The sequence below is a fragment of the Maritalea porphyrae genome (assembly GCF_030159895.1).
In the GTDB taxonomy this organism is placed as follows: domain Bacteria; phylum Pseudomonadota; class Alphaproteobacteria; order Rhizobiales; family Devosiaceae; genus Maritalea; species Maritalea porphyrae.
In genome coordinates this window covers 2,567,668-2,580,911 of sequence record NZ_BSNI01000002.1, presented here as the reverse complement: position 1 = coordinate 2,580,911, position 13,244 = coordinate 2,567,668, and the positions used below count along the sequence as shown (strand labels likewise).

The window sequence follows — 13,244 nt, the reverse complement described above, 5'->3', positions numbered from 1 at the left end:
ATCGATATGAAGATGCCACAAAATATCGGGCCAGTTCATTTTGTTGGAATTGGCGGCATTGGCATGAGCGGCATAGCCGAGGTTTTGCACAATCAGGGTTATGAGGTGCGCGGTTCGGATTTGTCTTTGAACCCAAACGTGCAGCGCCTGCAGGAAAAAGGCATTCACGTCGACATTGGTCAGCGCGCGGAAAATTTGGACAGCGCCGCAGTTGTGGTGATTTCATCGGCAATCAAATCAGACAACCCTGAGCTTATTGCAGCGCGCGAGCGCTCTTTGCCCGTGGTGCGTCGCGCTGAAATGCTTGCAGAGATCATGCGGTTCAAGAACGCCATTGCGATTGGCGGTACCCACGGCAAAACAACAACCACTTCTTTGGTGGCTAGCTTGCTTGATGCTGGCGGTGTCGACCCTACCGTTATCAATGGTGGCATCATCAATGCATATGGCACCAATGCGCGCCTAGGTGATGGCGACTGGATGGTCGTTGAAGCTGATGAGAGCGATGGTACATTCGTCAAACTGCCAGCGGACGTCGCAATTGTGACCAACGTCGACGCGGAGCATTTGGACCATTATGGTGATTTCGAAGCGGTTCAGAACGCATTTTTGACGTTTGTTGAAAACGTACCCTTTTATGGGTTTGCAGTGATGTGTCTGGACCACCCGACCGTGCAAGACCTGGTTGGCAAGGTAACTGACCGTCGGATCATCACATACGGACAGAACCCACAAGCTGATGTGTTGCTCAAGGATGTGCGTAACAAAGACGGCAAGTCCGTGTTTTCTGTTGAAATTCGTGATCGCTTAGCCGGAACATCTGAGGTCATCAAAGACTTGGTGTTGCCGATGCCGGGCATCTACAATGTTTTGAACGCAACAGCTGCAATTGCGGTGGCGCACCAGTTGCATGTGGATGCGGACGATATTCGTGCAGGCCTTGATAAATTCTCGGGCGTCAAACGTCGCTTTACAACAGTTGGTGAAGTCGCGGGAACGCGGATCATTGATGATTACGCGCATCACCCAGTTGAGATTTCTTCGGTTCTAAAAGCTGCGCGATCGGCGACGAAGGGCGATGTGATTGCGATTGTGCAGCCCCACCGCTATTCGCGTTTGGATGATTTGTTTGAAGAGTTTGCGAGCTGTTTCAACGATGCAGATACTGTGCTTGTGGCGCCGGTTTTTGCCGCGGGAGAACAGCCGATTGATGGCGTTAGCCATGAAAGTTTGGTGGAGCGACTTCGGGCTAAGGGCCACCGCGATGCGCGGGTTGTCGATCGACCAGAAGCGTTGGCGCCAGTTTTGGCGGCACGCATCAAAAAAGGGGACTATGTGGTGTGTCTGGGGGCAGGCTCAATCACACAATGGGCAGCCAAGCTGCCAAGTGAACTTCAAGCTCTTATTGGAGATAAATAGATGAGTTTTCCCGACCTTTTGCCCCAATTCTCAGACTGGATTGATGGCGTCCGTGGCCGTTTGGTGCCAAATCAATTGCTATCAGAGATTACGTGGTTCCGTGTTGGTGGACCGGCGCAGCTTTTCTTCCAACCTAAAGATGAAGAAGACCTGCAATATTTCCTCAAGCATTTGCCAAAAGACATCAAAATCACCGTTATCGGTTTGGGTTCAAACCTTTTGATCCGTGATGGCGGGTTGGATGGTGTGGTTATTCGCCTGTCTGCAAAGGGGTTTGGTTCCACAGAAGTACTTGACGATTACAAAATTCGAGTAGGGACGGCGCTTCCAGACGTAAAAGTGGCGACAGCCGCTGCGGATGCCGGGATCGATGGCCTAACTTTCTACCGCGGCATTCCGGGTGGAATTGGCGGCGCGTTATATATGAATGCGGGTTGTTATGGCACTGAAACTAAAGACCGAATGGTTGAATTGCGTGGCGTCAAACGTGACGGCGAAATCGTTAAACTGACCAATGCGGATATGGGTTACAAGTACCGCAAAAATAATGGCCCACGCGGCATCATCTTCACCTCAGCCGTTTACCAAGGCTTTGCGGGCGACCCTGAAGACATTAAGTCTCGGATGAAGGAAATCACCGAGCGGCGCGAAACATCGCAGCCGACGCGTTCGCGCACTGGTGGTTCAACATTCAAAAACCCTGAAGGGCATTCTAGCTGGAAGCTCGTCGACGCTGCTGGCGGCCGCGGGTTGCAGGTGGGCAATGCGCAGGTGAGCGAATTGCACTGCAACTTCTTGCTCAATCTTGGAGATGCAACGGCACACGACATTGAAACGCTTGGCGAAACCGTGCGGAACAAAGTTCGCGAGAATTCTGGCATCGAATTGAAGTGGGAAATCCGACGGATGGGGCACTTTGTGCCAGGAAAAGAAGTGCGTGAATTTCTAGATGGTGACGTGTTCACCGGTCAGGTTTGATCATGACAAAGCATGTTGCGGTTCTATATGGCGGCTGGTCAAACGAACGTGAGGTTTCGCTCTCCACGGGCCGCGAATGCGGCGCAGCACTTGAACGTGCGGGGTATCAAGTTAGCCTGATCGATGTGGGCCGCGATATTGCGACGCAATTGGCCGACGTTAAGCCGGATGTTGCGTTTAACGCACTTCATGGCCGCTATGGCGAAGATGGGATGGTACAGGGTGTCTTAGAAGTGATGGGTATTCCATACACCCATTCTGGAGTGCTCGCCTCTGCACTTGCTATGGACAAGCATCAATCCAAGATGTTGTTTAAGTCTGCGGGTATCCCTGTTACAGACCACATTATCGCTCACCGCGACGAAATCGCAGGCAAGCACCAAATGCCGCCGCCATACGTCATTAAACCTTACAATGATGGATCAAGTGTCGGCGTATTTATAGTTAAGACCGGAACGACGCATCCACCGCAAGAAATCTTGCGATCTGATTGGAAGGGCGACGATCATCTGATGGTCGAGCGCTATATTCCTGGTCGGGAGCTGACATGTGCGGTAATGGGCGGCGTCGCGCTTGGGGTGACGGAGATTGTCACGGACTTGCACTTCTACAATTACGAAGCAAAGTATGAAGTTGGCGGATCAGAGCATTTATTGCCTGCGCCTGTTTCACCGAAAATTTACCAGACTGTTCAAAAACTAGCATTAAAAGCGCATGAAGTACTTGGCTGTCGCGGCATCACGCGTACGGATTTCCGTTATATGGAACATGCCGGGCGAGAAGGCGAGTTGATCTGTTTGGAAATCAACACGCAGCCAGGGATGACCCAAACGTCATTGGTGCCAGAGTTGGCAAAGCATGCCGGGCATGGATTTGAGGAACTTGTATCGTGGATCGTGGAGGACGCGAGTTGCAACAGGTAAAGGCCGACAAGCCGTCACAAGCTATTGTTGTTGCAAAGCCGCTCGGTGCTGACCTGGTGGTGCGTCGAGCAACTCATTTGATCGCTGCTCAGTCACGCAACTTATGGGTGCTCCACAAACAATTGGCTATTCGGCTTATCGCCTTGTTTTTGGTTGCAGGAATTGGCGCAGCAGGTATTGCCAATCGCACCCATATTGCGAATTACTTTGAAGATTTTTCTGGCCGTGTTTCTTCCTTGTTCGCACAGGCAGGACTGTCGGTTGCAGAGCTTTCATTGTCTGGCTACGCGTTGACAAACGAAGAGCTTTTGTTTGGTGCAGTGGGGCTGGAGCCCAATCTGTCTCTCGTAAACTTTGATGCTGAAGCTGCGCGGGTTCGTCTTGAAGCTCTGCCGAGCATCGAAAGTGCCACCATTCGTAAGGTCTATCCAAATTCTTTGATCGTAGAATTGGTTGAAAAGCAGCCGGTAGCCATTTGGACAGTCGATGGCGTGAATTTTGCAATCGACGGTGCAGGCAATCGGATCGCGCCTGTTGAAACACCAATCGAAGGCTTGCCTCTGTTTGTGGGTGATGGCGCAGCCGATGATGTGCCTGCAATGATTGAGTTGTTGAGACAATTTCCAACGCTAAATGAGGGGCTGTTGGCTTCAAGCCGTATTGGTGATCGTCGTTGGGATCTGATTTACGATACCGGTTTACGTATCATGCTGCCTGAAGTGGGCGCTGATGCTGCACTTGCACAAATTGTAGCGATGGAAAATCAGCACCAGCTATTTGAGCGTGACATCGCTATTCTGGATATGCGCTTGAAAGACTATATCGCTATTCGCCCCGTTGATCGCACACCTGTTGAAGCTCCAGAAGGGGAACAGCAATAATGCTAAATGAAGCCATGACTGCAAGATTGAAGCCGCTACAACCGGGCCGCTCGAGTCTAATCACTGTACTGGACATTGGCTCCACAAAGATTTGTTGTGTGGTTGCACGGCTTAGCCCACGCGATGAAGGCAAGGCCTTAAAAGGGCGCACGCACAGCGTTGAGATTTTGGGGTTCGCCTATGGGCCATCTGCTGGCGTCAAAGGTGGCGTGGTCACCGATATTGACCAAGCAGAGCATGCTATTCGTTCTGTCGTTGGTATGGCTGAACGCAACGCAGGTGTCACCGTTCAGTCTATCGTGGTGAATATTTCTGCAGGTCGCCTCGGCTCCGAGACATTTTCGGCAAGTGTCTCACTAGATGGGCATGAAGTTGAAGACCGCGACTTGGAGAAGGTTCTGCGCACGGTCAATGAACGTTCGGTACGCGAAGATCGTGCGGTGTTGCATGCCTTGCCTATCGGCTATTCGCTTGACGGGCATAGTGGTATCCGCGATCCCCGCGGCATGGTGGGGCAAACACTTGGGGTGGACGTCTCGGTCGTTACTGCAGAAACGCTGGCTATGCGCAACGTGGAATTGGTTTTGAACAAATGCCACCTGCAGGTTCAGGCTTTTATGGCTACGCCTTACGCGAGTGGTTTGTCTGCCCTAGTTGATGACGAAGCCTCGCTTGGTGTGGCGGCAATTGATTTTGGTGGTTCAACCACAACTTTGAGCGTCTTTAAGGATGGCTATCTGGTTTACGCCGACGCCATTGCTGTGGGTGGCCATAACATTACGTTGGACATCGCTCGACAGCTTTCTGTCGGCATCGAAGATGCAGAGCGATTGAAGACACTTTATACCAGCGTTCTGCCCGGCCAAAGCGATGAGCGTGATCTCGTGCCCATTCAGCCGGTTGGTTCTGAAGAGAACGAAGCGCCAACTCAAATACCACGTTCGACACTGACACGAATTGTGCGCCCGCGGGTTGAGGAAATCCTGACCGTGTTGCGCGACCGAATGGTGGCAACAGGCATGATGGATGTCTGTGGTCGTCGGTTTGTACTCACAGGAGGCGGCAGCGAATTGACTGGTCTTTCTGAGCTGGCACGACGCATTCTTGCGCGCAACGTGCGGCAGGGTCGTCCGTTGGGCGTGGCCAATTTGCCGACCGTTGCAAAGGGTCCCGCGTTCTCAACCGTTGTTGGTATGTTGATCTATCCGCAGGTTTGCGAACTGGAATATGTCGAGCCTGTGGTGCAACACAAATTGACGGGCACAGACGGCTACTTTTCACGTATTGGCAACTGGCTGCGCACTAGTTTCTAGCTGGCAACTCAATCTCATCGCAGAACTAAATATGCAGTACTTCGCGCTGTAGGGTTTGGTGCGCCTTAAGGTTCTGTTAAGCTAAACACATTGTTTAACAACGTGAATTTGTGATGCAAATTGCACGAAAGTTAATGAAAATGATCCAATTGTTAGGGATGGCTTAACGATCTAGGCGTAATTCTGGAGTTCAGGAGCACAATGGGGCCAGAAATGAGCATCAAACTTCAAATTCCAGATATTCACGAACTCAAACCACGCATCACTGTGTTTGGTGTTGGCGGTGCCGGCGGAAACGCCGTGAACAATATGATCGATTCCGGCCTTGAGGGTGTGGAATTTGTTGTTGCCAATACAGACGCGCAAGCACTGGCTTTGTCCAAGGCAGAGCGCGTTGTGCAGCTTGGCGTGGGAGTTACCGAAGGTCTAGGCGCAGGTTCGCACCCAGAAGTAGGGCGAGCAGCAGCCGAAGAGACAATCGACGAGATCAACGATCACCTAAGTGGTTCGCATATGGCGTTTATTACCGCCGGTATGGGCGGTGGTACAGGGACTGGCGCTGCGCCAGTTGTTGCACGCGCTGCACGTGAACAGGGGATATTGACCGTTGGTGTTGTTACCAAGCCATTCCAGTTCGAGGGCGCGCGACGCATGCGCCTTGCTGACGACGGCATTGATGAGTTGCATCGCCACGTCGACACACTCATTGTGATCCCGAACCAAAACCTATTCCGTGTTGCCAACGACAAGACAACATTCGCTGATGCGTTTTCAATGGCTGACGAAGTGCTCTTCTCAGGTGTTGCGTGTATCACCGACTTGATGGTCAAAGAGGGCCTAATCAACCTCGACTTTGCTGACGTTCGTGCTGTAATGCGCGGTATGGGTAAAGCCATGATGGGTACAGGTGAAGCCGAAGGCGAAGATCGTGCGCGTCACGCTGCTGAAGCGGCAATTGCAAATCCATTGCTGGATGATGTGTCAATGCAAGGTGCTCGAGGTCTCTTGATCTCGATTACCGGCGGTAAAGATATGACGCTTTATGAAGTGGATGAGGCTGCAAGCCGCATTCGTGAAGAAGTAGATTCAGACGCCAATATAATTCTAGGTGCAACATTCGATGATAGCCTTGAGGGCAGAATTCGGGTCTCAGTTGTCGCGACAGGCACTGATGCTGCAATGGTGCAGGCCATGGATCCAGTTCAACCAAATGCTGATCGTGCGATCCATGTAAAACGTGAAGTGAAAGCTTCTGAGCCAGTGACTGCTGCGCCAAAAATGGAAACGCCACGCGCAGAGCCCGTGAAAGCTGCGGCACCAAGCCCTGTAGATCAGCTTGATGCGGAAATGCAGAAGGCCGTAAATGCAGCACTTGAAGAAGGTCATGCTCACCTTGCAAAAGAAAGCGAAGTGACTGTCGAGCCATACATCCCATCTGCCGACCCTGTGCAGGCAGAGATTGATGAACGGCCACAAGTGAAAGACGTTGAGCCAGTAAAGACTTATGTGCCCCAATCTGCACAACGTCCTACAGGTCCACGTCGCATGCCACGAGCTGATGAACTGCCAGCGCCCGCGCGTGAAGCCGTAGCCCAATCACAAGCAACAGAGACAGAGCCACGAAACGCCCGTGCATTGTTCCGTCGTTTGGCAAGCAATGTTGGCCTACAGCCAAAAGAGGATGAGGCGATTGAAGCTTCAGCTGACGATGCTGCAGCTCGCAGTGCTGTTGAGGCAAGTGCGCCAAGCCGACGGGTGGAAACACCAGGTGCGCAAGGCAATCTTGATCGTACCGGTCGCGCACCTGCTGCGGATGCGCCTAAGAAAGAACAGCTTGAAATTCCGAGCTTTTTGAAACGGCACGGATAGAATCTTGGGAATTTTCTAAAAAAAGCACCCAATGCGACTTTCGCATTGGGTGCTTTTTGTTTACTAGTACCAAGAAAAAGGGCAACGCGCTCGGGGCGCGATAGGCTGGGGTTATCAGTATGAAAAGACTTGCCACCAAACAGTGCACAATTGCAGAGGCACTGAGTTTTACCGGCATTGGCGTGCATAATGGGCAGCCATCCAGTCTTATTATCCAACCAGCAGAGCCAAATAGCGGCTATTCAATTTGCCGAAAATTCGAAGATGGGCGCGTTTCGGACGTTTATCCACTGATCCATGATCGTGTTGCACGCACCTATTTGTGCACCGCTGTTGATCTTGGCGATTCTGGCACAATTTCAATGATTGAACATGTTGTGTCGGCGCTTTCTGGTTTGGGCATCGATAATGCCATGTTGGTTGTTGATGGCCCAGAATGTCCGGTCCTTGACGGCAGTGCGTCTGTTTATGTAGACGCAATTGTTGAGGCAGGCGTCGCTATACAACCTGCAGAAAAGAAGTTTATCAAGATCAAGCGGTCTATTCTGGTGCGTTCAAATGATGCATTTGCGGCGCTTGAGCCATATAATGGTCGTGCATTCGACGTTGAAATCGACTTTGAAAACGACGTCATTGGTCGCCAGCGGATGATTTTTGATTGGACGCCTGCGCGGTACGCGGAGGATATCTCCAAGGCCCGCACATTTGGTTTTTTGCGGGATGCTAAAATCTTGCGTCAGGCAGGGTACGCGTTGGGTTCATCTCTTGAAAACTCTATTGCGGTTGATGAAGACAAAATCATGAACCCAGGCGAATTGAGATTTGAAGACGAGTTTGTGCGGCATAAGCTATTGGATGCTGTAGGTGACCTAGCGTTGGCTGGTATGCCGATCTATGGCAAATTCCGTTCATACAAAGGCGGTCATGGGCTTAACGCTTTGGTGCTAAACGGTTTGTTTGCCAGTGAACAAAACTACGATATTGTCGATGCTTCGGACTTGCCACTCGAGTTTGACGCTTTGGAAGATGTGCCTGTTGGTCTAACAGCTCAGGGCTATATTCGCTCGGTTGGCTAATTTTATTCATTGTGCCATAGTTTCGTTCGTTTTGCGGGCTATCTCGCTTGGCGACAATTTTGATTTTGCCGAGTTTTGTTGAAATGAAGGCGTTTTGGGTATGGGAATAGAACGTATGTTGCGTGCACTAAAGTCTTCATTTCGATTGACTTCGGTCTTGTTGTTGGCGCTCGCGCTTTCTGGCTGTTCAGCGTTTAGCCTCTTCGGCGAAAAGAAGATCGTTGAAGAAGAAATCATCCCTGCTGAAGAGCTTTATGACAAAGCCATTAGTCAGGTGGAAGATCAGCGCTATCTATCTGCACAAAAGACATTCGACAAGCTAGAGCGTCAGCATCCATATTCGGAATATTCAGAACGTTCACGTTTGATGACTGTTTATATCGCAGCACGCACCGGCCAGTACCAAAAGACAATATTGGCTGCCGATCGTTTCTTGGCGCTTTACCCTTCATCTCAGGACGCCCCATACGCGATGTACATGAAGGGCGCTGCGCAATATAATCAGATGAAAGATATTACGCGGGATCAGCAAACTGCTGAAGACGCGATTGCGACTTTCCAAGCGATCATCAATAACTTCCCAAATTCTCGTTACGCCAAAGATGCAAAAGAACGCATTTTGATCGCCAAAGACCAATTGGCGGGCAAAGAGATGTCGGTGGGCCGCTATTACCTGGGTAACAATAACTACACTGCCGCGATCAACCGCTTCCGTACTGTTGTTGAAGACCATCAAACGTCAACTCATGTGGAAGAAGCGCTATTGCGCCTCACAGAAGCCTATTTGGCGCTCGGTTTGGTCAATGAAGCAAAAACCGCTGCGGCTGTGTTGGGGCATAACTACCCATCTAGCCGTTGGTACGAAGATGCTTACAAGCTTTTGCAAAAGCAGGGGCTCGCGCCTGAGGTTGAAAGCGGCAACTGGCTCTCAAATCGCTAGGGTATCACTGCTTTCAGGCGCTAGACAGAATCTGCAAATTGTGATGGATTCCGTGGCATGCTAAGTGCCATTTCAATTCGCAACATAGTATTGATAGATCAGCTTGATCTGATGCTGGATCGCGGCATGACTGCGCTTACGGGTGAAACCGGCGCGGGTAAGTCGATTCTGCTTGATTCATTGTCGCTTGCTCTTGGTGGGCGAGGGGATGCGGCATTAGTGCGCAAAGGCTGTCCGCAGGGCCAAGTTGTTGCCACCCTTCATTTGCCACAAAAACATCTCGTGCGCGATTTGATGCGTGAGAACGAACTAGATGATGACGAAGAAATCATCTTGCGTCGTGTGCAATATGCAGATGGTCGGACACGTGGGTTTATCAATGATCAGCCCGTATCTGCCAAATTTCTTCGCCAGCTCGGCGCTCATCTGATTGAAATTCATGGTCAGCACGATGATCGTGCTTTGGTTGATCCCGCGACACACCGTACTTTGCTTGATGCGTTTGGTGATTGCCAAATGGCGTTGGCAAAAACCTCAGCAGCATTCAAAGCGCTTGGCCAAGCACAGGACGCACTGAACCGACAAGAAGCCAAAGTTGCAAAGGCACAAGAAGACGAAGATTTCGCCCGCCATGTAATTGTTGAACTGTCGGAGCTCAATACAGAAGTTGGTGAGGAAGAGGCACTTGCCACCACGCGCCAACGATTGATGGCGCTTGAAAAGGCCGCGGATGAAGTGCGCGATGCGGACGAAGTGTTGAACGGTCCCAATGCCGCTTCAAGCGCACTGGCGGGGCTGATGCGGCAATTGATGCGCAAAGGTGAGGCGGAGGGGGGCTTGTTCACGCCGCTGGTGGAAAGTCTTGATGCATCGCTTGTGGCACTTGATCGAAGCTCTGAGGCGCTAGAAGAAATTAAGCGTCAGATGGAGTTTGATCCGTTAGAGCTTGAGCGGACCGAAGAACGATTATTTGCCTTACGAGCTGCTGCGCGCAAACATCAAGTGTCTTGCGACGAGTTGCCGGCCGTATTGGACAAATATGCACAAGCCATTCGGGATTTGGAGCAAGGTGGCGATGATCTGACGGCGCTTCGTGATGCGTTGGACAAGGCAAGAACAGATTATCAAGCTGCCGCCAAGGCATTGGCTGAACAACGGGCACAGGCTGCCGACAAACTTGTTGGAGCCGTTGAAGCCGAATTGCCTGACCTCAAATTGGGGCAAGCCAAGTTCATTGTTGATCATCAGATCGATGAAACCCGTGAAAGCGCAAACGGCTTTGATGTGATTGAGTTTCACGTGCAGACCAACCCGGGCACTCATCCTGGACCAATGATGAAAGTGGCATCAGGTGGCGAACTTTCACGGTTCTTGTTGGCGCTCAAAGTTGTGCTGGCCGACAAGGGTTCCGCTCCAGTTTTGATTTTTGACGAAATTGACACAGGCGTCGGCGGGGCTGTTGCTGATGCAATTGGCAAGCGCTTGGCGCGTTTATCAGCAAAGGTGCAGGTGCTTTCGGTTACCCATGCGCCGCAAGTGGCGGCAAGGGCGACCAAGCATTTGCTGATAGAAAAGCAGGTAATCGCCGAAGGCAGTTTGACCCGCACCGATGTTGCTGAGTTGGATGACAAAGCGCGCCGCGAAGAAGTTGCGCGCATGCTTGCGGGCTCCACCATCACTGATGAAGCACGTGCCGCAGCACATAGATTGATTGATGAGGTTTCGGCGTGACCGAGCAGAAACAAGTTGCGGATCTATCCGCAGACGAAGCAGCGCAAGAACTTGCGTTTTTGGCAACGGAAATTGCCAAGCATGACGCGGCCTATCACCAAAATGATGCCCCCGAGATTGCCGATGCGGCTTATGATGAGTTGCGCAAACGCAATGAAGCGATTGAAGCGGCATTTCCTGATTTGGTACGCGACGACAGCCCGACAAAGCGGGTTGGGTTTGCAGTGGCTGATGGCTTTAAAAAAGTCACTCATCGCGTTCCCATGCTTTCGCTGGGAAATGCGTTCTCTGATGAAGACCTGTCTGATTTTGTTGGCCGAGCTCAAAAGTTCTTTGCCAAAGACGCCGGGCTAGAAATCGCATTTACGGCGGAGCCGAAAATTGATGGCTTATCGGCAAGCCTGCGTTACGAAAATGGCATTTTCGTTCAAGGTGCGACGCGCGGTGATGGTTCTGAAGGTGAAGACATCACCGAAAATCTCAAGACGATCAAAGATATTCCGCAAAAGTTGGTCGGCGATGATGTGCCCGCAGTGTTTGAGGTGCGTGGCGAAGTCTACATGTCTCATGCAGATTTTGAGGCGCTCAACAAAAAGTTGGAAGCCGAAGGTAAGCAAACCTATGTGAACCCGCGCAACACCGCTGCTGGGTCATTACGGCAGCTTGATTCAAACATTACCGCGAGTCGCAACCTTAAATTCTTCGCTTATGCGTGGGGTGATTATTCGGCTTTGCCTGCGGATACACAAATGGGTGTAGTCGAGGCTTTCAGTCGATGGGGCTTTAAGGTTAACCCATTGATGCGATGTGTGAAATCCGTTGAGGAAATGGTTGCGCATCACACATTGATTGGCGAGCAGCGAGCAACCCTTGGCTACGATATTGACGGAGTGGTTTATAAGCTTGATCGCTTGGATTTGCAGGCGAGATGGGGCTTTGTTGCGCGCGCGCCGCGTTGGGCGATTGCCTTTAAATTTCCAGCGGAAAAAGCAACAACCATATTAGAAGACATCGAAATTCAAGTTGGTCGCACCGGGGCACTAACGCCGGTTGCAAAGCTTAAGCCTGTCACCGTTGGCGGTGTCGTTGTATCTAACGCAACACTGCACAATGAAGATGAGATCGAGCGCAAGGGCGTGATGATTGGTGATACGGTGACCATTCAGCGCGCAGGTGACGTAATCCCGCAAGTGCTGGGGCCAGTTCTTGAAAAACGACCAGCTGACGCGAAGGCATTCGATTTCCCGACCCATTGTCCAATTTGTGGGTCTCCGGCGGAAAGGGAGATCAATGAAAAAACAGGCAAGCTGGATGCGGTTCGTCGATGTACCGGCGAATTGATTTGCCCGGCACAGGCGGTCAACCAGCTTAAACACTTTGTATCACGCGACGCGTTGGACATTGATGGCTTAGGCGCCAAACAGGTAGCTGCGTTTTACGAAGAAGGACGTATCAAGTTTGCCGCTGACATTTTCACGCTTCGGGATCGCGATGCTGAGAGCTTTAAAAAGCTAAAAGATCAAGAAGGGTGGGGCGCCACTTCGGTGCGCAAACTCTTTGATGCCATTGATGCGTGTCGCATGCCTGAGTTGGACAAGTTCATATTTGCGCTCGGTATACGTCATGTTGGCAGCACTACTGCCGCTATGTTCGCCAAAAACTACGGGACTTTTGAAGGTTTCATGGCGGCATGCGTCGCTGCCGGCGATGGCGATGCAGCGGCACGTGAAAGTCTATTGTCAATTGACGGTATCGGTGAAACGGTCGTGCAATCGGTAGTGGGTTTCTTTGCCAACGCCCAGAACCGCGAGGCGATAGATGCGCTTCTTGCTGAGGTTAAGCCGCTCGAATATGTAGTGGCCTCGGCAGAAGAAAGCCCAGTGGCAGGCAAGACCGTGGTCTTTACCGGTTCGCTCGAGCACATGTCGCGTTCAGAAGCAAAGGCTATGGCTGAGCGCCTGGGGGCAAAGGTAGCTGGTTCCGTTTCGGCAAAAACTGATTTGCTGGTGGCAGGGCCGGGTGCCGGTTCAAAGTTGAAAAAGGCTCAAGATTTGGGCGTTGAAACCACCGATGAACAAGGTTGGTTTGATTTGGTCGGTCGCTAGTTTCTTCTA

The 13,244-nt window shown here is 51.4% G+C and carries 10 protein-coding genes; all 10 read left to right on the top strand.

Going from position 1 to position 13,244, the window contains the following annotated elements; genetic code table 11:
• Positions 1-6: 6 nt before the first annotated feature.
• The 10 genes from murC to ligA all read left to right on the top strand — a co-directional run bounded on the left by murC (position 7) and on the right by ligA (position 13,235).
• A complete protein-coding gene (murC, locus tag QQL65_RS16105; protein WP_284366120.1) occupies positions 7-1,419 on the top strand; it encodes a UDP-N-acetylmuramate--L-alanine ligase in 1,413 nt (470 codons plus the stop codon).
• The gene (gene murB, locus QQL65_RS16100) at positions 1,420-2,397 is read left to right on the top strand and encodes a UDP-N-acetylmuramate dehydrogenase (RefSeq protein ID WP_284366117.1); all 978 of its coding nucleotides are present in this window, start codon (positions 1,420-1,422) and stop codon (positions 2,395-2,397) included.
• Positions 2,397-3,320, top strand: coding sequence for a D-alanine--D-alanine ligase (locus QQL65_RS16095; RefSeq protein ID WP_284366315.1), 924 nt, complete (start codon positions 2,397-2,399; stop codon positions 3,318-3,320). The genes murB and QQL65_RS16095 overlap by 1 nt, the downstream gene beginning before the upstream one ends.
• Complete coding sequence (locus tag QQL65_RS16090; protein ID WP_284366116.1) at positions 3,287-4,201, top strand: cell division protein FtsQ/DivIB; 915 nt, start codon at positions 3,287-3,289, stop codon at positions 4,199-4,201. The genes QQL65_RS16095 and QQL65_RS16090 overlap by 34 nt, the downstream gene beginning before the upstream one ends.
• Entirely contained in the window at positions 4,201-5,514 is a 1,314-nt protein-coding gene (gene ftsA / locus QQL65_RS16085; RefSeq protein ID WP_284366114.1) for a cell division protein FtsA, read from the top strand. Before QQL65_RS16090 ends, ftsA begins: the two co-directional genes overlap by 1 nt.
• Positions 5,515-5,727: 213 nt before the next feature.
• Complete coding sequence (gene ftsZ / locus QQL65_RS16080; protein ID WP_284366112.1) at positions 5,728-7,383, top strand: cell division protein FtsZ; 1,656 nt, start codon at positions 5,728-5,730, stop codon at positions 7,381-7,383.
• A gap of 119 nt (positions 7,384-7,502) precedes the next feature.
• Positions 7,503-8,459: a UDP-3-O-acyl-N-acetylglucosamine deacetylase gene (gene lpxC, locus QQL65_RS16075; RefSeq protein WP_284366110.1), complete on the top strand. Its 957-nt coding sequence runs from the start codon at positions 7,503-7,505 to the stop codon at positions 8,457-8,459.
• Between the two features lie 100 nt (positions 8,460-8,559).
• On the top strand, positions 8,560-9,399 hold the full coding sequence (locus QQL65_RS16070) for an outer membrane protein assembly factor BamD (RefSeq protein ID WP_284366108.1): 840 nt from the start codon (positions 8,560-8,562) through the stop codon (positions 9,397-9,399).
• Positions 9,400-9,456: 57 nt separating this feature from the next.
• Positions 9,457-11,130, top strand: a complete 1,674-nt coding sequence (gene recN, locus QQL65_RS16065; protein ID WP_284366106.1) for a DNA repair protein RecN — start codon at positions 9,457-9,459, stop codon at positions 11,128-11,130.
• Positions 11,127-13,235, top strand: coding sequence for an NAD-dependent DNA ligase LigA (ligA, locus tag QQL65_RS16060; protein WP_284366104.1), 2,109 nt, complete (start codon positions 11,127-11,129; stop codon positions 13,233-13,235). The genes recN and ligA overlap by 4 nt, the downstream gene beginning before the upstream one ends.
• Positions 13,236-13,244 lie beyond the last annotated feature (9 nt).